The sequence below is a fragment of the Aquamicrobium sp. YD-1-mutant5 genome, from assembly GCF_059509755.1.
Genome location: NZ_JCAKKP010000009.1, coordinates 1 through 21,537 on the forward strand (window position 1 = coordinate 1; position 21,537 = coordinate 21,537).

Genomic DNA, 21,537 nt, shown 5'->3' on the forward strand with positions numbered 1-21,537 from the left:
TCCGGTTGCTGGTGGACCGGCACGAGCCGGTCAGATCACCGTTCACGGTATGGCAAGAGGCGCTTTCCTCACACGCGACGAGAACAGAAACAGTTACCCCAGCTAACTTATCCAGCGGACCTCCCTAATGGGGCAGGCCAGCATCGGAGTATCTTTATTGGGAGAGATGAGGTTTTATCCCGCAGCCCAGTCCGAGATTGTCTCTTCCATAACGGGCGTGCAGGCTTCCACGTTTCGCGTCACTGTGGAGCCTATCACCTTCTCCAGATATTTCGGCGCCAAACCGTAACCCGGACGCACGCTGCGCACCGCATCGGGGGTGATGATCTCACCTGCCTTCAGATCCCTGACGAAATATAGCGAGCGGCGGAACTGGACATTGCCCTGCTCGCTCGATTTGCGCCCGTAGTCGACACGGCCGAGCGCTTCCCAGGCGGCCCTGGAGCCGGTGCACAACGCGGCCATCCCCGCCGGCTCCAGCGAGAAGCTGTCGTCGGGTCCGCCGCCGTTGCGGTCGAGCGTGAAATGCTTCTCGATGATCGAGGCGCCCAGCGCTACTGCGGCGATGGCCGTGGTGTTGTCGAGCGTATGGTCTGACAGGCCGGTGATCAGGCCAAAGCGTTCGATCATGTCGGGAATGGTGCGCAAATTGTAGTCCGCGGGCGGGGCGGGATATCCGGAAACGCAGTGCAGGATGGCCAGTTCGCGGCAACCGCCTTCTCGGGCAGCCTCAATGGCTTCGGCGATTTCCTCTTCATCGGCCATGCCCGTGGAAATGATCATCGGCTTTCCGGTCGCAGCGGCATAGCGGATCAGCGGCAGGTCCACTGCCTCGAACGAAGCGATCTTGTAGGCCGGTGCGCCGAGGTCTTCGAGCAGGTCGATCGCTGTGGTGTCGAAGGGCGAAGAGAAAATCGTGATATCGAGCTTGCGCGCGTGATCGAACAGCGGTGCATGCCAATCCCACGGTGTATGTGCTTCTTCATACAGGTTGTAGAGTGTGCGCCCGTCCCATAATCCACCCCTTATCCGGAAATCCTCCCTTTCGCTATCGAGCGTGATGGTGTCTGGTCTGTAAGTCTGAATCTTGACAGAATCGGCGCCAGCCTTCTTTGCTTCCGCCATAATGCTTAATGCAACATCTATGCTGCCGTTGTGATTGGCGGACAGTTCAGCAATGACATAGGGTGAGTATTGAAATCCGATCTTGCGGCCATTTATGGTTATTTCATTTCTCATTCGATTTCTCTATCTTTAAGATGTACTTATGTCCTAAATATTCGAAATATGCGGGAAATCGGTTTACATCGCACAATCGAATAAGATCGAATTGCTCTGCAATACTTTTGAGAGGATCTATTTTGCTGTCGTGAGGATTACGCTTCGGGTAGTATGTCGCCGGCACACTTGTTGATTGCGGTTCAGGCCTGATCATACCAAAATTTCCGATCGCAAATTCGATGAGATCGATCTCGGCTTGAAACAGCAGGCTGTTGATCTCATCCCAAAGCATATGCCTGGGAACAGGGATATGGACCTTCTTCCATATGCGGCCAGTATCCACTTTATCTTCTGCTTCCAACAAGGATAGCGTAATTGCTTCGGCACCACGGCTCAACTCCCAGATATGCGGACTCCATCCACGTCCATTGGGCAGATCACTGGCATGCAAAACTAGAGATGCGCCATAGGCTGCGCGATCCTTTGCGGTGATGATTTCAGAACAGGAGACCAGAAACAGAATGTCACCACCGGAGGCATCCATTTTTCTTCGCACTAGTTCGGTGGTTACGGAAGGCTGTACGTTCGCCATCCATCGATACAGATAACTGTTGATTGGGTGAGCAGCGTCGCTGCACAGTATCGTGACTTTCACCGCTCCACATCCTGTAGCAGGCTGACTACACGTCGTGCACCGCGCCCATCCGATATCGATCTGGCTTGATGACTTTGCATGGTAATACGCTCTGCAAAGTGCCTCTCCCCAAAAATTTCAGGAAGGCCATCGCTGACGGTTGCGACATCCATCGTAGTAGCGGCACCTGTCTGTGCAAGCGCATGCGCGATCATGCGTTGATTCTCCGCAAGAACCAGTTGAATAGCCGGTAATCCCAGACAACAGCGTTCCCAGGATGTGCTGCCGGCAGCGCCTATGGCGAGGTCGGCCTCAAGCATCAGGCGGGCCATGTCGTCGACGCCCGCCAGCACACGGGTTCGCCTCGGCATCGTTTCGGCCTGCGAGCGCACCTGCGCCAACCAGGGCGCATGCGGGCCCAGCACCACGGTTATATGCAAGTCTGAAGGAAGGTCGCAGCATTGCAGCGCCGTCAGAACCGCGCCTGTTGCGTTGTCCTTGTCGACGCCGCCCATCGTGATCAGCAGATTCTTCAATTGCGGATGCCGGCGTCGCGCCAGACTTTCGGCGCGAAGGGCCGCGAATTCGGGACGCAGCAGCGCATAGTGCGGGCCGATCAGCATTTGCGCCCCTGACGGCAGCAGGCCGCTGTAGTCCTCCGCACGCCGGCCCAGATTCTGATCGAGAAGCAGATCGCAGTCATGCGGACGGTCCGCGAGATCGTCGATCACCATAAGACGGCGAACACTCGAGCGCATCGTCCGCTGCCAGCGTCTGTCCAGGGCATAGTGGTCCGCAACGAGCCAGTCCACGCTTCTGCCCGCCAAAGCTTCCAGGCACTCTTGACCATCGGTCATCCAATCCGTGCCCAGCCAATGCGCATGGGCAGGCAGCGACTGATCGGGCGCTGTTAATGTCGCAGCGTCCCGCGCGGGGAGAGCTATCGCCCTGTGGCCGCGCGCGGCAACCAGCTCAAGCAGATGTCCGTCATGAGGCCGGCACAGGAAAAGGCACTCCGCTCCGTCCTCGCAAAGCGCGTCCGCCAGCGTGAGGCAGCGCATGACGTGACCGGTACCTATCTGCACCGAAGCATCGGCGCGGAAGGCAATGCGTGAGGGGTGTCGCGTGTCAGGGATCATTTTGGACCGGCACTTTCGTTCGCAAGCCGTCCATGGCCCTGAACATGATCTCCGCTCGCTCCCAATCCTCGGGCGTGTCTATATCCTGCACACGATAACGCGGAAGCGAAACCGGCGCGCTGCTTGAGCTGAAGAGCGGCGTTCCAGACAGCCACGCAACGGCTTTTCCCCAATAGAACTGTCCCGCGTCATGCCAGGCTTCTTCCAGGTCCTGCGATCTCGTGTTGAAATTTGCCGGCTCGAACATCTCGACGCGGCCATCGCGGGTCCGACGGATCGCGCGCTGGATCGGGAATGGATAGCTTGCAACGGAAAAGGCATACTCCGCCCCGCTTTCATCAAGCACTCGCAGACCTTGCCGAATATCGGCGGCACGGATGAAGGGCGCGGTGGCGTAGATGCAGCAGACCTGACCGGCAGTGGCCCCATTATCGTTTTGCCATCGCACCGCATGCGCAATGACGGGAATGGTTCCCGTATAGTCATCCGACAATTCGGCCGGGCGCATGAACGGCACTTCGGCTCCGTATTCCTGCGCCACCTGTGCGATTTCCGCGTCGTCGGTGCTGACGATGATGCGATCGAAGCATTTGCTTTCAGCGGCGGCGCGTATCGACCAGACGATCATCGGCACCCCCCCGAAGAGCCGGATGTTCTTGCGCGGAATGCGCTTGGAGCCGCCCCGCGCGGGAATCACCGCAAGCCTCATCCCCCAATGGCCTCACGCAAGGTCTCGACAACGAAATCCTGTTCGGCGTCCGTCAGTGTCGGGTGCATCGGAATGCTGATTGCCTCGCGGTAATATTGCTCAGCCTGCGGATAGTCTCCTGGCTTGAAGCCCATCTTCTGGTAATGGGGCTGGATATGCACGGGAATGTAGTGCAGGTTGACCATGATGTCGCGCGCCCGCATTGCCTCGAACACTTCAAGATGCGTGGCACGGATTTTGTCGAGCTGCAAGCGGATCACGTAGAGATGCCAGGCCGAGTACCCCTCCGGGTGCTGCCATGGCAAGGTCAGAGGCATGTCGGCCATCAGCCTGTCGTAACGTGCGGCGATCTCGTGACGGCGTGAGACGTAGCCATCGAGACGGGCGATCTGGCTCACGCCGAGAGCGGCCTGAATATCCGTCATGCGGTAGTTATAGCCGAGCGTGACCTGCTGGTAATACCAAGGCCCGTCCATCCCCTGGGTCATGAGAGCCGGATCGCGGGTGATACCGTGGCTGCGCAGCAGGCCAAGGCGGGTGGCCAGTTCATCATCATTCGTCAGAGCCATTCCGCCTTCGGCCGTGGTGATGATCTTCACCGGGTGGAAGCTGAAGACGGTAATGTCGCTGTAACGACAGTTGCCGATCGGTTCGCCCTTGTAACGACCGCCGATGGCGTGTGAGGCATCCTCGATGATGCGGAACCCGTATTTTTGACCAAGGGCATGTATGGCCGCCATGTCGCAGGGCTGGCCGGAGAGGTGCACCGGCACGACGATCTTCGGCAGGCGCCCGTCCTTTTCGGCCTGAACGAGTTTCTCCTCCAGTGCCTGTGGGCACAGGTTGTAGGTGCGGGAATCGATATCGACGAAATCGACCTGAGCGCCACAGTAGAGCGCACAATTGGCCGAAGCGACGAAGGTATTGGGTGTGGTCCACAACCAGTCGCCGGGGCCAAGGTCGAGTGCGAGGCAGGCGATGTGAAGTGCTGAGGTGGCGCTGTTGACGGCGACAGCGTGCCGGGCACCTGCATGCGCCTGCACCGCCTGCTCAAACTGAGGGATATTCGGTCCCTGAGTGAGGTTGACGGACTTCAGCACACGGATAACCGCGTCGATGTCATCCTGCACAATATCCTGCTGTCCATATCGAATCATGTGGGACGAACCATTCTGAAGTTAGGGGGATGATGTGGAGGGCTTTAAACTATTAGGGCCGCTTTGGAAGCGCCAGTAAGCAACCACCTTCCACAAGAGCACCAGGGCAAAGCAGGCTCCCAGACCAACGGGCACAGCGATCATGGGAAACGACATGCTCACAAGCCACGTCGCCAGCACGAAAACCGGCAAGGCAGCCAGATGGCTGTAAATGATCGGGCGGTCGAGCCCCAGCGCGTAAAGCGCATAGTGCGGCACCATGCCAAGGGCGTTAATCATCATGGCTGCCAACACCCAAGGGTAAAGATACAGCGCTGCCTTGTAGAAGGGATTGCCGATCCAGTCCAACAGATAAGGTAGCATCATCCAGCTGCAAACGGCGAAGATAGCGCATGTAGCCACGACCTGGAACACCATCTGCCACACCCGCCGGCGGATCAGGGCATAATCCCTTTCATGCGCCAACCGTATGAGTTCAGGATAGGTATAGGAGAATACGCCTGCATCGAGAAAGACCATCAGCGCGCTGGCCATGCCCAGGAAAAGCACGTATGCGGCGACGATCTCTATGTTGGCAAGAGCTTCGAACCAATAGCGATCGATCGTCTGAACTCCACGCAGGCACAGGGTCGCCACAAGGAAGCCGCCGCTGACCAGAATGCCTTTTTTTATCCAGGTGACATCAATGGGAAGATCCCAACCTCCCATCTTCAACCAGTGCAGCTTAAGGCAACCCAAAACGACAGCCACGATGCCCGAGCCTGTCCACAACATCATGACGGTGTCGAGATGCCGGCTGCCATCGTCAAGCAACATGAGCGCGATGGCCGCAATAGCCCAACTACCCTGCCGGACAAAAAGCAGGATACTGGCAAAAATCTGATCCGAGAGCGCGATGAGAAGCCGATAGAGTTCCTGATTGAGATGCTCGAGGATAAGTATCGGCGCAAACCAAAGAATGAGGTTCGTCGGCCAACCGATGAACTTCAGAATCAAGAACGCCACGGGCAAAGTTATCACATAGAGAACAGCAGAGAGAGAGATCTGGTTCTTAAGCAGCAATCCCCTGCTCTCTGCTTTGGTTCGTATGATCTCCCGCGTAGTATGTACGTAAAAATCCAAGCCGACCAAATACAGAAAATAAGTGATGGTCGCCGTGAACAGGCCATAATAGCCAACCTCTGACGGCTCCAGATATCTGGCCAGACAGAAAATGAAGATGAAACGGGTGACCAGCGTCGTCACCCGCAGCATCAGGTTCAGTAATCTGGAGTTAAACGACAAGAAAATCCTCTCCTGCCTGTTCCGCCCGGTGCTTTAAAGTCAACACCGGGCAGAAGGCAGTCGCTGTTTTCATCTTCAATCCAGGCGCTGCTGGTGGTGCATCACCGTTCGGACGCAGCCCGCGGGCGCCTCAGACTTCCCGCCATCAACACGCCAACGATACTTAGAAGCAGTCCCGCAAATGCAGCTGCCCCGACAATCAGCGCGCTCCTCAGCGAGATCAGCGGGCTGACCCCAAGGCGCGGACCAAGAAGCGGCTGGAACAATTCTCCGCCCCGCGTGCGCAGTTGCTCCTCGGCAGCGCGCAGCATCTGAGAGTATTGCGATGTCAATGTACCAAGCGCAGCAGCGGCGTCTGCGGTGAAATTCGGAGAAACCGCGATGTTGTTGCCACCCACGGTAGCCACCTCGCGCTCTTTCTCCAGAGCAGCAAGCTCAATCATCAACTCTCGCCGCTCGTCGAGCACTTGCCTCACAAGACCCGCATAGGAGCCGCGTTCTGCAAGTTCCACAATGCTGGAAAATGCAGAGTCGCCGATCTGAATGGTGCTCGATTGGTCCGACGTTGTGACGGGTACTTGGGAGACCTGTTCCGATCGGCCGCTACGCTGATAATCACCGAGCCCCTTGAGCGCTGCGTCGGAAGCTTCGATCTGGCGATTCTTTTCCGAAATATCGAGACGCAACCGATTCAGGTAGGCCTGCGCGGCAGTATCACCCGACTGGAATGCCCGTGCCTTCAGCACATTGAAATATATCGCCTGGAAATTCTGCAATTCAATGAAAAGATCCGCAGGAGATACGCCATTTGCGGCCCTGAGCATGGACAAACGATTGTCTTCCAGAAATGTATTCACTCCCTTGAGCATTGCCGTCAGACGATTGTTGGCAATGAGAATGCTTGCTGTCGTTTGCAAACCCTCCTCAGTCCGCGTAACGGCAAGGTCTGCAAGGCCACGGTCGGTGAAGATTCGATATTTCGTGGTGTAGACGAGCGTCCAGAGACGGGGCACGTCGGCGGCGAGCGCCAGGCCTCGTTCACTGTCGAGCCCCAGAAACGGGTAATCCACGGTGATCCTGAGAGCCGAACGCATAGAAGTGCGCAACTCTTCCAGATAGCTTTGATTGAGAGCTTCAATCTCGGCCTGCGAGAGATTGCGGGCCGCAAGCCTCTGCTGATAGGACTTGGCTATTCCGTCTGCGACCGGCGAATCATAAGCCACTGTGATCGCGTCATTCAGGTCAACATCTGCCGGAATATTGTACAATCGCCGAATCTCATTCAGCACTTCCGGGATCAGCAGGTCGCGGGGCGAGAAATCGGAACCATTGGGATAACGCTGATTTTCGATGTTCCGCAGGTTAACGAGATAGGTTACCTGCCGGCTTTGCCCAAGCGCCGAAAAAACAACGACAAGCGCAGCAATGCCTGCGAGCAGTATTGGGATGATTACGATAAGGCCGCGCCATTGCCATAACCTCCAGAATATATCGGAGAGGGAAATGCCACTCTCTTGTTCCGAAATTTCTGACACTACAACCTCGCTTGATTTTCGGATGTCTGACCTAAGCCTTCCCGCGTGAAGACCTGCAATACACAACCCTTGCCCGCTTCGCCAAACAAATTCGATCACATGCCGGAAAGCTGCCGGGAAACTTCGTGGATCTGTCGAAGACAATTACGACACCACGTGACAATGGGGGCAAATCGTCGTCTTCGCCATCAGCATACCCGATTGAATCGGGCAAAGACACCGACGTTCTTATCGGATGCAGACACAGCCGTTGTAAAGGCATAGCCCGCAAAGACACGCATTTCTCATGGGCCGCGCGCGCGATAGCGGGACCCATGCCGGCTTAAGCTTCAGCGCCCACTCCAATGTCGGGAACAGCACCGGAGGTCACTTTTCGGTATTCCGGCACGATGTGCGCGAGCAGTTCAACCGCGCGCACCGCATCTTCGCGTGTGAGGCACGCCTGCATTTCATTCAGCGTTTTCTCGACCAGTCGGCGATCGACAATGCGCGGCGATGCAACGACATAGCCTTCCTCCCCATGTCCGTCCGGCACCTCGTCCGCATCGAACAGTTCTTCATACAGTTTCTCGCCCGGACGCAGGCCGGTGAATTTGATCTCGATATCGATCCCCGGCCTGTATCCCGCGAGCAGGATCATGCGCTCAGCAAGATCGGCGATACGCACCGGCTTGCCCATCTCGAGCACCATGATCTTGCCGCGCTCGCCCTGACGGTTGAGGGCATGGCCGCTGGCCTGCAGAACCAGACTGACAGCTTCCGGAATTGTCATGAAATAGCGCACGATCTGCGGATGCGTCACCGTGACGGGGCCGCCGGCGGCTATCTGTTCCTGGAAACGCGGCACAACCGATCCATTGGACCCCAGAACGTTGCCGAAACGGACCGTTCTGAAGCGCGTATGCACCGAAGTTATGTCGAGCGACTGGCAATAGGCTTCGGCCGCACGCTTGGTGGCGCCCATTATATTGGTGGGATTCACCGCCTTGTCGGTCGAAATCATCACAAAGGTAGCTGCCTTGCTCTCCAGCGCGGCGTCGGCAACATTTCTTGTCCCCAGTATATTGGTCTTTACCGCTTCGAGCGGGTTCTCCTCCATGAGCGGAACATGCTTGAGCGCCGCTGCATGGAAGACGACTTCCGGGGTGAAGGTTGAAAACATGTTGGAAACGCGGGTTCTGTCCCTGACATCCACCACCCTGGAAACGATGTCCACGTCCGGATGTTTTTCACGCAGTTCCTTGTCCAGTTTGTACAGGTGAAATTCCGAATGGTCGGTGATGATCAGCTTTGCCGGGCTGAACGTAGCGATCTGCCGACACAGTTCAGAGCCGATCGAGCCACCGGCGCCGGTTGCGAGCACAACCTTGCCCTGAATCAGGCGCGCAATATCGGCAACGCTACGCTTCACTTCCGGACGTTCCAGCAGATCCTCCAGTTCGATGCGCTTGGGCTCCAGAAGAAGATTGCTGGTCAGTTCCGCCATTTCGGTCGGATCGGGGATGCGTGAAACCGTAAGCGACAAGCCGTTGGCGCGCTCGATTATCTCCGCGAGCCGCGCCCGGCCGGGAGCGCTTTCGGTAATGACCAGTTCGCCAACATTGATCCCGCGGCGTTCCAGCTTTCCGATAACGCCCTCAAGCGTTGCCAGGCTGCCAAGGACTTTCACACCCTGAATGGTGCGTCCCAGATTCATTTTTGTATCGTCGACAATTCCGACGATCGAGAACTGGCTGTCCAGGTTGCGCCTCGTGGCACGGAGGAAGCTCTCGGCCTTATCCGAGAATCCGCAAAGCAGCACGCAGTTGACATTGCGTTCCCTGCCTCCCGACAGACTGGGGAAGTAGACGACCCGTTCCACGATCATGCGATAAGCCAGGCGTGCGCCAGCCATTGCCGTTACCAGATAGATGAAGCCGAGTATCAGAACGGAGCGCGGAATATCGTTGCCGCGCGAAAGCATGAACATGCCCACCGTGTAGATAGCCACGATGCTTCCGGCGCTCAGAACTATCGTCTTGAGGTCGGGGATCGACACATATCGCCATGACCCGCGATAGGGCCTGAAAACCAGATATACGAAGAATGCGACAGCGACGAAGGCGATTATTTTAAAGTTGAAGGAAGGGACCGCCAAAGTCGCCGGATAGCCAAGGATTGTTATGTAGGACAGCAAAAATGCGCCGGCAACGGCCAGAAGATCGAACAGAAGGCTTACGAAATGACGCGATATGAGGCGTAGCTGCGTGGTGCTCGGACGAGTGAACAATTTTGTTATCCTAGGGCAGAGCAAAAACATTCAGCAAATACGACGGGGCAAATCGTCTACCGGAAAACATCACTGATACACCCCGCAGCATACAATCCGCAACCTTCAAGACCTTGCGGCAAAGATATTCGTGGTTGCGCTTCCATCGCGAGGCGGTCTGACAGTGCATATTCTCATTCCTGCGAAAAAACTGCACTACCAAAGCATAAGACCGGCAAACCAGAGCTGTCTCATCCTCATCCCTGCGGCTGCCGACAGTGCACACCAAATCAATGCCGCCCAAAAAAATCGTCTGGCCTGCCGATCACGGCTCACGGACACGGGTGGAGCACTCCCAAAAGGATCTCGAAATCGCTAAAGCGTAGGGCGACCTTTCAGGATAGCTTCTTACGCTTCTATTTCCCTTTTTTTAAGACATGTCGTTGTCCCCAAACCGGCTCCGGCTTGAGGGCGACGCCCTTTGATCCACCACTGCGCTTTGATTGACCAGTCAGAAGCGTTCAGATGTCTTGCATTGCCAAATGGCATTACTGTGACACAACGTATACTGATTTGGCTTCAAGTCAGTATTTCAGGAAATTGAACCCCGTTCACGATCCGCTCTGGCAAGCAATCCGTTTTCCACCGGCTTGCAGAGACCGTCCGGCAGTGCCATCGTTGCATCCGCGCCTTCATCAGCTTGCCTCGCGCAGGGCCTCGGCTTCCTGAAGATCGACCGAGACGAGCTGGCTCACCCCCTGCTCCGCCATGGTGACGCCGAAAAGGCGGTCCATGCGTGCCATGGTAATCGGATTGTGGGTAATGACGACGAAGCGCGTCTCGGTGCTCGCCGCCATCTCGTCCATCAGGTTGCAGAAGCGTTCCACGTTGTGATCGTCCAGCGGCGCATCGACCTCGTCCAGCACGCAAATAGGCGCCGGGTTGGTCAGGAACACGGCGAAGATCAGCGACATCGCCGTCAGCGCCTGCTCGCCACCGGACAGCAGCGTCATGGTCTGCGGCTTCTTGCCCGGCGGACGGGCGAGGATTTCAAGGCCAGCCTCCAACGGATCATCCGATTCGATCAGCTGCAATTCGGCGGTGCCGCCCCCGAACAGATGCGTGAACAGACGCTGAAAATGCCCGTTGACGACCTCGAAAGCGGCAAGCAGGCGCTCGCGCCCTTCGCGGTTGAGGCTCTGGATCGCCTGCCGCAGCTTGCGGATCGCCTCGATGATGTCGTCGCGCTCCGACACGATCAGCTCCAGACGCCCGGAAAGCTCGCGCTGTTCTTCCTCGGCGCGCAGGTTGACGGCACCCAGCCGCTCACGTTCGATCTTCAGCCGCTCCAGCGTGCGCTCCACATTGCCGGCGTCGGGCATCGGATCATCGGCCTGCAATCCCGTATGACGGATGACCAGATGCGGTGGCGTATTCAGCGCTTCCTGAATGCGTGCCTCGACCTCCTGGCGCCTGTCGTCAGCAGCGGTGAGGCGCTCTTCGGCGCGGGCACGGGCCTCGCGGGCCTCGGACAACTGCTGGATCGATGCGGTGGCGGCCTTGTCCAGCTCGATCTGCCGGTTTTCCGCTTCCCGCAACACATCCGAAGCCGCGCTGCGGCTGGCTTCGGCTTGCGAAAGTTGCGACAGCAGCGAGCGTCGGCGCGCATCGAACTCATCCGGTGCATCCGCCAGTCCCTCGCGCTCTTCCAGCGCTTCGGCGCGGCGTTCCTGCAGCGCCCTTATGTGGCCATCGGCGTTTTCCGCCCGCATCAGCCAGTTACGGCGCTCGGCTTCGATCGCCTGAAGCCGGCGGGCCCGTGCATCCGCCTCCCGGCTCAGGCCATCATGGATGGCACGCGCTTCCGCAAGGCCGCCGCGGTCGGCTGAAACACGTGCCATGGCCTGTTCAAGGCGCAGTTGCAGGTCGGCCGGATCGGATGTTTCACGCAGCGCCTCTTCCGCCTCGGCATGGATGGAAGTGGCTTCCTCAAGTTCCTCCATCAGCCGCTGGCGCGCATCTTCCAGAGCATCACGGCGGCTTGCGATCTCGCCCGCCGCCCGTTCCGCTTCAGCCAGCGCCCGGCGTGCATTGTCGAGCCCATGCTGCGTATCGCGCAGCGCCTGCCGTGCGACACGTTCCATTTCGGCATTGGCGCGGATGGCGGCTTCGGCGGCGGCAAGCGCCTCTTCCGCCGTACGCACTTTCGCCGTCGCCTCGATTGCCTCGGCATCAAGCTCGGCCAGCCGGTTCTTCTGCGCCAGACGAAGCGCTGCCGCCGTCGGCGCATCGGCGCTGGCCGTAAAGCCGTCCCAGCGCCACAGCGCGCCTTCGCGCGTCACCAGCCGCTGGCCGGGCGTAAGCATCAGCTGAAGCGCCGGGCCATCGGCTGCCTCTACGATGCCGATCTGGGCCAGACGCCGCGCCAGTTGCTGCGGGGCGCGTACGACCGAAGCTAGGCTGCGCACGCCCTGCGGCAGGGCCGGATCGCTTGTCGTAAGCTGAACGTCGCCCCAATGAACCGGCGCACCGCGATCGAGCGGCACGTCGAGGTCCTCCCCGAGCGCTGCACCCAAAGCCGTCTCGAAGCCGCGCTCGACACTGATCTGCTCCAGAACGGCCGGAAACAGGTCACTGCCGCCAACGCTCAGCATCTTTGCCAGCGTGCGCGCCTCGGTCTCGATGCCGGCCAGTTCGGCGCGTGCGTTCTGCAAGGGGCCGCGCGCTTCGGCCTCGGCTTCGCGCGCCTCCGCCACGGCCTGCTCACAGGTCTCGACGGAAGCTTCCGCTTCCTCAAGCGCGGCTTCCGCCTGCTCGACCAGCAGCTTCTTTTCGGCAGGATCGGGGAGTGCGGCCAGACGCGATGCGATCCCGGACAATTCGTGATCCATCTCGCCGAGTTGGCGGGCGAAGCGCTCGCGCCGCTCACCGGCTTCACGCAGGGAGCGTTCGAGCTGGTTGCGGGATGCTGCCGCCTCCGCCCGCTCGGCGGTCAGACGCGAAAGCGCATCCTCGCTGGTAGCCAGCGTTTCGGAAGCGGCCTCAAGAGCCGCTCGCGTTGATTCCGCGCGCGCGTCGGACCCTGCATTTTCGTCAAGGAGAAGGCTTTCCTCTTCCGCCAGCCGCTCCAGAATATCGGCGTTTTCGCGCACCATGCGCTCTTCGCGGGCGATGTCGGCATCGAACTGCTCCAGCCGCCTGTCGAGTTCCGACTGGCGAGAAAGGATGCGCCTTGCTTCTTCCTCAAGCTGCGCATTGGCGATGGACAGGCGCTGGAAAGCGGCCGCGGCCGCGGCTTCCGCCTCGCGCAACTGCGGCAGTTTGTGCGCACTGATGGCCTGCTCTTTCGCGGCCTCCACCTGTGCTGCCGCGCGCTCGCCGACCAGCGACGTTGCTTGCGCCAGCGCGGACCGCGCCTCGCCTTCCTGCGTCTTCGCGGCTGTCCAGCGCAGATGCAGAAGCGTGGCCTCGGCCTTGCGGATGTCCGAAGACAGGTTCTTGAAGCGCGAGGCCTGCCTTGCCTGTCGTTTCAGGCTCTCGATCTGGCCTTCCAGTTCGCCGACCACATCGTCGAGACGCTCAAGGTTCTGCTCCGCCGCCCGCAGCCGCAGTTCCGCTTCATGGCGGCGCGTATGCAGGCCGGAAATGCCGGCCGCCTCTTCCAGAAGGGCGCGCCGCGCCTGCGGCTTTGCCTGAATGAGTTCGCCGATGCGGCCTTGCCCGACCATCGAAGGCGACCGCGCGCCGGTCGACTGGTCTGCGAACAGAAGCTGCACATCCTTGGCGCGCGCATCCTTGCCGTTGATACGATAGACCGAACCCGCCTCACGCTCGATGCGGCGCGATACCTGCAATTCATCGGCATCGTTGAAGGCTGGCGGTGCGGTGCGGTCGCTGTTGTCGAGAAACAGCGTCACCTCTGCCGTATTGCGGGCCGGACGCGACCCGGAGCCGGAAAAGATCACGTCGTCCATGCCGGACGCGCGCATGTTCTTGTAGGAGCTTTCGCCCATGACCCAGCGCAGGGCTTCGACAAGATTGGACTTGCCGCAACCATTCGGCCCGACAATGCCGGTCAGGCCGCGCTCGATGACGAATTCGCCGGGTTCGACGAAAGACTTGAAGCCGAGAAGGCGAAGGCGCGAAAACTTCATCCGCGCCGTCCCGCCGCAGGCGAGAGGCCGTGCATCAGGGTGCACGGCACGCCAAAAGCGTGCCGCCCCGATGCTGCCGAGACGTTACAGCAGCGGATCGATGACCGCCGAGAACTCGTCAATCGACATGGCTCCCTTGTAGACCTTGCCATTAATGATGAAGCTCGGCGTGGAGTCGATCCTGAACTCTTCCGCACCGCGCTTCTGCACTGCTCTCACTTGGTCGAGAAGATTCTGGTCCGTCAAGCAGGCGTTGAAGCTCTCCTGTGTAAAACCGGCGAGCTTGGCGAGCTGGAACATGGCGTCCTTGACGTTTTCGGCCGCTGCCCAGTTCATCTGCTGCTTGAACAGCACATCGATCATCGCAAAATAGTTGTCGCCCGAGCAACGGGCCAGCATGAAGCCGGCTTCGGCGCGCGGATCGAACGGGAATTCACGCAGGATGAAACGAACCTTGCCGGTGTCGACATATTTCTTCTCGACTTCCGGATAGGTGTTCACGGCGAAACTGGCGCAATGCGAACAGGTCATCGACGCGTATTCGACGACCGTGACCTTGGCGTCCTCGCTGCCCTTCACCTTGTCGGGCAGCGCGCCCGGCTTCAGCACTTCAGCCATGTCCAGCGTGCCAGACGGTTGCGGCGCGGCAGCCGATGGCGCGGCATTGGCAGTCCCCTGCTGTCCGGAATCGCTGCAAGCCGCCAGCAGCAGGCCGGCGGGAACAGCCGCCATGGAGGACAGGATCGTTCTGCGGGACAAGGTCATGCGAATCACCCGATTTGTTTTCCGATTGTGCACTGTGAGTGGCTATAAAAGCGAGAGTTGTGGCCAATTAAGGCATTGTCGCGAACAATCCAATCACCAGGCCCATTTTGCCCGATCACGAAAGCGCGATGGCGCAGCGCCCCGCTTCACTTGCGACTGCCGAGAACCGTAGCGCCCAGCCGTTCCAGCGAGGCCCGCAGGCCTTCATCCTCGATGGCCTCCACGGTATGCGCGAGCTTCGCCTTTTCCTGTTGCGACAAGGCGCGCAGAACAGGCCGCGCCTTTCGCGCAGCTCCAGCGATGGGTTTCTGAACGATCCTGATGCGGCCGATTGCGGCGAAACCCAGAAACGCGTTGACCCGACCGATGATCTCGCTGCTCTGGTGCTGGATATGAAGTGCTGCCAGCCCCTCGCACGCCACGACCAGAACAGCCGGCTCGAACGGATCTTCTTCGCGCATGCGCCGCGGCCACTGTATTTTCTCAGGCCTGCAGCTTCCCGCCAGCCGCTCCCCCACGATCTCGTCCCACGACTGGATGAGCCCCACCGATATGCCGGTGCGCTTGCGCAGCACGGGATCGAGGATAGCGGTAGCCAGATCGCTGACCGGAACGGGATTGCCCCGGAAGGGTTTCCCTGCCATGTGCGTACTCCAGCGACGTTTATCTGAACCTCAGGCACCGGAAACCGGCACTTCCCGATCAATGGCACCGCAGGACCAAAGCCGCAAGTCCGGCATAGCCACCCGGCTCCTCGACTGGTACGACGCTCACCATCGCGAACTGCCATGGCGCGTGGCGCCGCCGCAACTGGCGCGCGGCGAGCGGCCCGATCCCTACAGGGTGTGGCTCTCCGAAATCATGTTGCAGCAAACCACGGTGGAAGCGGTCAAATCCTATTTCACCGCCTTCGTCGCGCGCTGGCCGACAGTCGGCGCGCTTGCTGCCGCATCGAATGACGACATCATGAAGGCGTGGGCAGGGCTCGGCTACTATTCCCGTGCCCGCAACCTGAAAGCCTGTGCCGATCTGGTTGCCGCACAAGGCGGCATCTTTCCGGATACGGAGGAAGGCCTGCGCGCCCTGCCTGGTATCGGTCAATACACGGCGGCAGCCATTGCCTCGATCGCCTTCGACCGCCCGGCTGCGGTTGTGGATGGCAATGTCGAGCGCGTCATGTCGCGGCTTTATCGCATCGAGACGCCGTTGCCAAAGGTCAAGGCCGAAATCCGTGCCCTCGTCGGCCAGTTGCTCCCCCTGAACCGGCCCGGCGATTTCGCGCAGGCCACCATGGATCTCGGTGCCACCATCTGCACGCCACGCCGGCCGAAATGCATGCTGTGCCCTTTGAGAGACGATTGCGATGCGTTGAGCGCCGGCGATCCGGAACTGTATCCGGTCAGGCTGGCGAAGCCGGAAAAGCCCCTGCGGCGCGGCGCGGCCTTTGTTGCGGTGCGCGCGGATGGCGCGGTACTCCTTCGCAAACGCCCTGAAAAAGGCTTGCTTGGAGGCATGAGCGAAGTTCCGACAACCGGCTGGACCGCGCGTCAGGACGGCGAGACCTCGCCCGATGCCGCGCCCTTCCCTTCACAATGGGAACGCCGCGGCCAGATCACTCATGTGTTCACGCATTTTTCGCTGGAACTGGACATCTATCGCACCAGCTTCGACGGAAACACTCCGCAGGACCATTTCTGGTCGGGTCCCGATGCGCTTCATGGCGAGGCGCTCCCCACCGTCATGAAAAAGGCGATAGAGGCTGCCATTCCCGGCGCAACGAAGCGGAAGAAGGAATAAAGCACATGGAAATCCGGCACATTGTTTTCGATATCGGCAAGGTGCTGGTTCACTATGATCCGGACATTCCCTTCAGCCGCATCATTCCCGACCCGGCCGAGCGCCAGTGGTTCTTCGGCAATGTCTGCAGCAGCGCGTGGAATATCGAGCAGGATCGCGGGCGCACATGGGAAGAGGCGGAAGCGCTGCTGATCGCCGAGCATCCGGACCATGCAGACAATATCCGCGCCTTTCGCCGGCACTGGCACGAGATGGTGCCGCATGCCTATGACGACAGCGTCGCCCTGCTCGAAAGGCTGATCGACGCCGGCCACGACGTGACCATGCTGACCAACTGGGCGGCGGATACGTTTGCGGAAGCGCGCAGCCGCTTTGCCTTCCTCGAAAAACCGCGCGGCGTCACCGTTTCAGGCGAGATCGGGCTGATCAAGCCGGACCGGGCCATCTACGACCATCATGTGGCGAGCTTCGGGACGAAACCGTCGGCCACGCTGTTCATCGATGACAGTGAAAAGAATGTCGAAGGTGCGCAACGCGCCGGATGGCAGGCGGTGCTGTTTACCGATGCCCGCGCGCTCGAACGCGATCTTGTCGCGCGCGGGATCAGTTTCTAGCCGGTCAGGTTCTTTCCAGTCGGTCAGGCTCCGGCCTTTTCCATGCCGAGGCGCGCGATGCGGCGCAACTCGTCGATCGGGGTCAGGCCGCCGGCACGCTCATAGTGCCAGAAGGTCCAGCCATTGCAGGCATCGAAACCCTGCACGCGCGCACCCATCTTGTGGATGGAACCGGCATCGTCGCCGATCGAGAGCGTGCCATCGGCGCGCACCTTCGCCGACCAGCGGCGCTGCGAATCCCACAGCGTGGTGCCGGCCTTGATCAGGCCCGTATCGACGAGGCTGCCGAAGGCGACACGCGGTTCGGCGCGCTTGCCGGTCAAAACGGTAAGCTCCATCGCGCCCAGCGGCTTCACGTCCGCGATGCGCTGCATCGCCGCGTCGATATATTCCTGCTCGCGCTCGATGCCGACGAAGTGGCGGCCGAGCCGCCTGGCAACGGCGCCGGTGGTGCCGGACCCGAAGAACGGGTCGAGCACGACATCGCCCGGCTTGGTCGAGGCCAGCATGACACGCGCCAGCAAGGCTTCCGGCTTCTGCGTCGGATGCAGCTTGTCGCCCTTGTCGTCCTTCAGACGCTCATTGCCGGTGCAGATCGGGAACAGCCAGTCGGAGCGCATCTGCACATCCTCGTTGGCCGCCTTCATCGCTTCATAATTGAAGGTGTAGCCCTTGGCCTTGTCGTCGCGCGAGGCCCAGATCATCGTCTCATGCGCGTTCTGGAAACGGCGGCCACGGAAATTCGGCATCGGGTTGGTCTTGCGCCACACGATGTCATTGAGGATCCAGAACCCCAGATCCTGCATCTTGGCGCCGACGCGGAAAATGTTGTGGTAGGAGCCGATGACCCAGATGGTGCCGTTCGGCTTCAGCACACGGCGGGCGGCCAGAAGCCAGGCGCGGGTGAAGGCGTCGTAAGCCTCGAAGCTCTCGAACTGATCCCATGCATCGTCCACTGCATCGACCTTGGACTGGTCCGGCCGGTGCAGGTCGCCGTTGAGCTGGAGGTTGTAGGGGGGATCGGCGAAGATGACATCGACGGAAGCGTCGGGAAGCCGGTTCATCGCCGCCACGCAGTCGCCCTTGAGGATCGTGTCCAGCCATTCCGTTCTGGAAGAAACGCCGGAAAACTCGTTGAGACGACGTACTGCAGACATGTTGTACACCCAGGATGCGCGTTACTGTTTACCTGCTGTTATGGTTACCGATCAGCGTAAATAATCAGTGAAGGACCGGCGCAATTTGCGTGGCTTCACACCTTGATGTATGCCCGCGCCACCAGATGCTGGTGCCTTCTCCCCCTTTGAAACAGAAATGCGGAACGCCATGGAAAAGCCCGACCTCATCATCTTCGACTGCGACGGGGTTCTGGTCGATTCGGAAATCATCGCCGCACGCGTGGAAGCCGAACTGCTCACCGAAGCGGGTTTCGCGATTTCGGCCGAAGAACTGGCGCAGACCTATGCCGGCCTCACCTTCAAGGACATATTGCTGCGCATCGAGGAAATCTCGGGCCTGCCCTTTCAGGCCACGCTGATTGATCAGGCCGAAGCTGCCGTCGATCGCAGGTTGCGTCAGGAAGTGCGCGCCATCGAAGGCGTGCGCGAGGCCGTCGCGCAGGTTTCCGTGCCCTGCTGCATATGCTCCAATTCGTCCAGCGAACGCATTCGCGCCATGCTGGAGAAGACGGGTATCCTGCCTTTGTTCAGGGGTCCGATATTCTCCGCGCCTGAATTGCCCACGGGCAGGACCAAGCCGGCGCCCGATGTGTTCCTGCATGCTGCGAAGGAATTCAATGCCGATCCGGCACGCACCTTCGTCATCGAAGATTCCGTGCACGGCATTGCCGGTGCGCGCGCAGCCGGCATGCGTGTTATCGGCTTCACCGGCGGTGCGCATTCCTATCCTGGCCATGCCGATGTGCTGACGGAAGCAGGTGCTGAAACCTCGATCCGCCGCTGGAGCGATTTCAGGAGCGTGCTCGACGCCCTGCTCACATGGTCGGAAGACGACTGAGCATCAAACATACTAAAAAGGCCGCTCGAAAGCGGCCTTTTTTAAATCAGCGCGGAATATCCGATGCCGAGGTGGTGGCCGGCTGCTGCTGCGCCGCAGGAGCGGCGGGCGCAGGCTGCTGCGCGGTGCGGGCCGGTGCCTTCTTGCGCGCGACGGGGCGCGGCTTGTCAGCGGCCTTGGGCTTCGGCGGGCCTTCGTCATAGCCGACGAACACCTGATAATCGCGCGCGCTCGGCTCAGGAACCGTCACGTTCGCATCGTTGAACACAAACTGGGTGGCGGAGGTGGTATCGCTCACCTGCACCTTGTGCTGGTGAAGCTGCGAATACAGCACGTTGCTGCCGCGCGTCACCACCACGCGGATCGGCATGGTGATGGTTCCGGCTGTGCCCTGCGGGCCGGGAACGATGCGGCCGGCAGCGGCGACATTCATGGTCAGCTGGCCGTTCGCTCTTTTGCAGTCGCGGGTAACCTCGCCGATGGACGCCTGATAGACGATCTTTGAAGCATCGTCCTGACCGCCTCTGGCATAGGTGTTGAAATAGGCCGTACCTTCACGCAAGGTCAGCGTCGGGCAGTAGGCGTTCAGCTCGCTGGCCAATACCTTCCCGCCACTGGCGGCCTGCTTGTCCTGCACATTCAGCACATCACCGCTGTTCGACTGGCACCCCGCCAAAGCCAGCAACATGCCGGACAGGGCGACGCCCGTGAAAAAGCGAAAATTCGATGTAGCAGAGACCATGAAGTGCATTTCCCTCTCGCGACGGTGGTGTCCTATAGCAATCCGGCGGCGAAAATGCGACTGACGAAAGCGACAAATCCACACGCCTGCCGACTGGAAAGACGGAATACCTTTCATGAACTACATCAGCACCCGTGGTGAAGCACCTCGTCTTGGTTTCTCGGATGCCGTCCTTGCAGGGCTGGCGCGCGACGGCGGCCTTTATCTTCCGCAGGAATGGCCGCAATTTTCCGCCGCAGACATCCGTGCCATGCGTGGTCTTTCCTACCAGCAGATCGCGCTGCGTGTTCTGACGCCTTTCGTCGGCGGTGAGATCGCGACCCCGGTGCTGGAAAGGCTGATCAACGAGGCCTACGCCACATTCCGCCATGAGGCGGTGTGCCCGCTTGTGCAGCTCGGCCCCAACAGCTTCGTGCTGGAGCTTTTCCACGGTCCCACGCTGGCCTTCAAGGACGTGGCCATGCAACTGCTGGCCCGGCTGATGGACCATGTGCTGACCGAGCGCGACCAGCGCGCCACCATCGTGGGCGCCACCTCCGGCGATACAGGCGGCGCCGCGATCGAAGCCTTCGCCGGGCGCAGCCGCACCGACATCTTCATTCTCTTCCCCAATGGAAAGGTCTCGCCGGTGCAGCAGCGCCAGATGACGACCTCGACTGCGGACAATGTCCATGCGCTCGCCATCGAGGGGAATTTCGACGACTGTCAGGGGTTGGTGAAGGAGCTGTTCAACGATCACGCCTTCCGCGACCGCGTGGCGCTGTCGGGCGTGAACTCGATCAACTGGGCGCGCATCATGGCCCAGATCGTCTACTACTTCACCTCGGCTGTTTCGCTCGGCGCGCCGGATCGCACCATTTCTTTTACGGTGCCGACCGGAAATTTCGGCGACATCTTCGCCGGCTATGCCGCAAAGCGCATGGGCCTGCCGGTGGAAATGCTCACCATCGCCACCAATGACAACGACATTCTGGCCCGCACACTGGAAACCGGCGAATACCGGATGCAGGGCGTGGTTGCCACGACCTCGCCTTCCATGGACATCCAGATCTCCTCGAACTTCGAGCGCCTGCTGTTCGAGGCCTCGGACCGCAACGCGGAAACGGTGCGGCGCTACATGAACGGGCTGAGGCAATCCGGCGCGTTCACCATCGAAAAGCAGGAGATCGAGACGATCCGTGGCGGCTTCGGCGCTGGCCGGGCGACGATGAAGGATACGGCCGAAACCATCCGCTCGACCCTTGAAACCAGCGGCTATCTGCTGGACCCGCACACGGCGACGGCTGTGCATGTCGCTGCTGGCCAGCCCCGGTCGTCTGCCCCCAACGTCATCCTCGGCACGGCTCATCCGGCCAAGTTCCCGGCTGCCGTCGAGGATGCCTGCGGCATATCCCCTGCGCTGCCTGCATGGCTTTCCCACCTGATGGACGCAAAGGAAAACTATACAGTGCTTCCATCGGACAAAAAAATGTTGGAAGATCATATTTCCCGCCATACGCGGGCACGTCAGTAGGGAGTGAGA

17 protein-coding genes are annotated in these 21,537 nt (G+C 60.0%); 4 read left to right on the top strand and 13 right to left on the bottom strand.

The genetic code is table 11. The features are described from left to right. Positions 1–174 precede the first annotated feature (174 nt). The 11 genes from pseI to AC5XE7_RS13405 form a co-directional block, all read right to left on the bottom strand. Positions 175–1,239 (bottom strand): pseudaminic acid synthase, encoded by a 1,065-nt coding sequence (gene pseI, locus AC5XE7_RS13355; protein ID WP_495366413.1) that lies wholly within the window; start codon positions 1,237–1,239, stop codon positions 175–177. Further along, positions 1,229–1,876, bottom strand: a complete 648-nt coding sequence (locus AC5XE7_RS13360; RefSeq protein WP_495366414.1) for a formyltransferase family protein — start codon at positions 1,874–1,876, stop codon at positions 1,229–1,231. The genes pseI and AC5XE7_RS13360 overlap by 11 nt, the downstream gene beginning before the upstream one ends. Further along, a complete protein-coding gene (gene pseG / locus AC5XE7_RS13365; RefSeq protein WP_495366415.1) occupies positions 1,873–2,994 on the bottom strand; it encodes a UDP-2,4-diacetamido-2,4,6-trideoxy-beta-L-altropyranose hydrolase in 1,122 nt (373 codons plus the stop codon). The genes AC5XE7_RS13360 and pseG overlap by 4 nt, the downstream gene beginning before the upstream one ends. Further along, positions 2,984–3,703: a pseudaminic acid cytidylyltransferase gene (gene pseF / locus AC5XE7_RS13370; protein ID WP_495366416.1), complete on the bottom strand. Its 720-nt coding sequence runs from the start codon at positions 3,701–3,703 to the stop codon at positions 2,984–2,986. The genes pseG and pseF overlap by 11 nt, the downstream gene beginning before the upstream one ends. Next, positions 3,700–4,860, bottom strand: a complete 1,161-nt coding sequence (gene pseC / locus AC5XE7_RS13375; protein ID WP_495366417.1) for a UDP-4-amino-4,6-dideoxy-N-acetyl-beta-L-altrosamine transaminase — start codon at positions 4,858–4,860, stop codon at positions 3,700–3,702. Before pseC ends, pseF begins: the two co-directional genes overlap by 4 nt. A gap of 21 nt (positions 4,861–4,881) precedes the next feature. Beyond that, the gene (locus AC5XE7_RS13380; RefSeq protein ID WP_495366418.1) at positions 4,882–6,144 is read right to left on the bottom strand and encodes a lipopolysaccharide biosynthesis protein; all 1,263 of its coding nucleotides are present in this window, start codon (positions 6,142–6,144) and stop codon (positions 4,882–4,884) included. A gap of 101 nt (positions 6,145–6,245) precedes the next feature. Next, a complete protein-coding gene (locus AC5XE7_RS13385; protein ID WP_495366419.1) occupies positions 6,246–7,679 on the bottom strand; it encodes a hypothetical protein in 1,434 nt (477 codons plus the stop codon). A gap of 322 nt (positions 7,680–8,001) precedes the next feature. Beyond that, complete coding sequence (locus AC5XE7_RS13390; RefSeq protein ID WP_495366420.1) at positions 8,002–9,948, bottom strand: polysaccharide biosynthesis protein; 1,947 nt, start codon at positions 9,946–9,948, stop codon at positions 8,002–8,004. Positions 9,949–10,622: 674 nt separating this feature from the next. Then, complete coding sequence (gene smc, locus AC5XE7_RS13395) at positions 10,623–14,081, bottom strand: chromosome segregation protein SMC (protein ID WP_495366421.1); 3,459 nt, start codon at positions 14,079–14,081, stop codon at positions 10,623–10,625. Positions 14,082–14,165: 84 nt separating this feature from the next. Continuing rightward, a complete protein-coding gene (locus AC5XE7_RS13400; protein ID WP_183828277.1) occupies positions 14,166–14,846 on the bottom strand; it encodes a DsbA family protein in 681 nt (226 codons plus the stop codon). A gap of 146 nt (positions 14,847–14,992) precedes the next feature. Then, on the bottom strand, positions 14,993–15,490 hold the full coding sequence (locus AC5XE7_RS13405) for a DUF721 domain-containing protein (RefSeq protein WP_280199969.1): 498 nt from the start codon (positions 15,488–15,490) through the stop codon (positions 14,993–14,995). Between the two features lie 61 nt (positions 15,491–15,551). On the opposite strand from AC5XE7_RS13405, the gene mutY reads away from it, so the two are divergent. Together mutY and AC5XE7_RS13415 are read left to right on the top strand one after the other, a co-directional pair. After that, a complete protein-coding gene (gene mutY / locus AC5XE7_RS13410; protein ID WP_495366422.1) occupies positions 15,552–16,643 on the top strand; it encodes an A/G-specific adenine glycosylase in 1,092 nt (363 codons plus the stop codon). 5 nt (positions 16,644–16,648) lie between these two features. Next, complete coding sequence (locus tag AC5XE7_RS13415; RefSeq protein ID WP_495366423.1) at positions 16,649–17,257, top strand: HAD family hydrolase; 609 nt, start codon at positions 16,649–16,651, stop codon at positions 17,255–17,257. Positions 17,258–17,280: 23 nt separating this feature from the next. On the opposite strand, the gene AC5XE7_RS13420 is transcribed toward AC5XE7_RS13415, so the two are convergent. Next, positions 17,281–18,414 carry a site-specific DNA-methyltransferase gene (locus tag AC5XE7_RS13420; protein ID WP_495366424.1) on the bottom strand — a complete coding sequence of 378 codons (1,134 nt, stop codon included), beginning with the start codon at positions 18,412–18,414 and terminating at the stop codon, positions 17,281–17,283. A gap of 169 nt (positions 18,415–18,583) precedes the next feature. On the opposite strand from AC5XE7_RS13420, the gene AC5XE7_RS13425 reads away from it, so the two are divergent. After that, a complete protein-coding gene (locus tag AC5XE7_RS13425) occupies positions 18,584–19,273 on the top strand; it encodes an HAD family hydrolase (RefSeq protein ID WP_495366425.1) in 690 nt (229 codons plus the stop codon). Between the two features lie 46 nt (positions 19,274–19,319). Here the strand turns inward: AC5XE7_RS13425 and AC5XE7_RS13430 are convergent, their stop codons facing one another. Then, a complete protein-coding gene (locus AC5XE7_RS13430; RefSeq protein ID WP_495366426.1) occupies positions 19,320–20,015 on the bottom strand; it encodes a hypothetical protein in 696 nt (231 codons plus the stop codon). 115 nt (positions 20,016–20,130) lie between these two features. Between AC5XE7_RS13430 and thrC the strand changes: the two genes are divergently transcribed. After that, positions 20,131–21,528: a threonine synthase gene (gene thrC / locus AC5XE7_RS13435; RefSeq protein WP_495366427.1), complete on the top strand. Its 1,398-nt coding sequence runs from the start codon at positions 20,131–20,133 to the stop codon at positions 21,526–21,528. Positions 21,529–21,537 lie beyond the last annotated feature (9 nt).

Bases quoted from the DNA above. Each gene is read 5' to 3' on its own strand.
- pseI (WP_495366413.1), bottom strand. From the start codon at position 1,239: ATGAGAAATGAAATAACCATAAATGGCCGCAAGATCGGATTTCAATAC.
- pseG (WP_495366415.1), bottom strand. From the start codon at position 2,994: ATGATCCCTGACACGCGACACCCCTCACGCATTGCCTTCCGCGCCGAT.
- pseF (WP_495366416.1), bottom strand. From the start codon at position 3,703: ATGAGGCTTGCGGTGATTCCCGCGCGGGGCGGCTCCAAGCGCATTCCG.
- pseC (WP_495366417.1), bottom strand. From the start codon at position 4,860: ATGATTCGATATGGACAGCAGGATATTGTGCAGGATGACATCGACGCG.
- smc (WP_495366421.1), bottom strand. From the start codon at position 14,081: ATGAAGTTTTCGCGCCTTCGCCTTCTCGGCTTCAAGTCTTTCGTCGAA.
- AC5XE7_RS13400 (WP_183828277.1), bottom strand. From the start codon at position 14,846: ATGACCTTGTCCCGCAGAACGATCCTGTCCTCCATGGCGGCTGTTCCC.
- AC5XE7_RS13405 (WP_280199969.1), bottom strand. From the start codon at position 15,490: ATGGCAGGGAAACCCTTCCGGGGCAATCCCGTTCCGGTCAGCGATCTG.
- mutY (WP_495366422.1), top strand. From the start codon at position 15,552: ATGGCACCGCAGGACCAAAGCCGCAAGTCCGGCATAGCCACCCGGCTC.
- AC5XE7_RS13415 (WP_495366423.1), top strand. From the start codon at position 16,649: ATGGAAATCCGGCACATTGTTTTCGATATCGGCAAGGTGCTGGTTCAC.
- AC5XE7_RS13420 (WP_495366424.1), bottom strand. From the start codon at position 18,414: ATGTCTGCAGTACGTCGTCTCAACGAGTTTTCCGGCGTTTCTTCCAGA.
- AC5XE7_RS13425 (WP_495366425.1), top strand. From the start codon at position 18,584: ATGGAAAAGCCCGACCTCATCATCTTCGACTGCGACGGGGTTCTGGTC.
- AC5XE7_RS13430 (WP_495366426.1), bottom strand. From the start codon at position 20,015: ATGGTCTCTGCTACATCGAATTTTCGCTTTTTCACGGGCGTCGCCCTG.
- thrC (WP_495366427.1), top strand. From the start codon at position 20,131: ATGAACTACATCAGCACCCGTGGTGAAGCACCTCGTCTTGGTTTCTCG.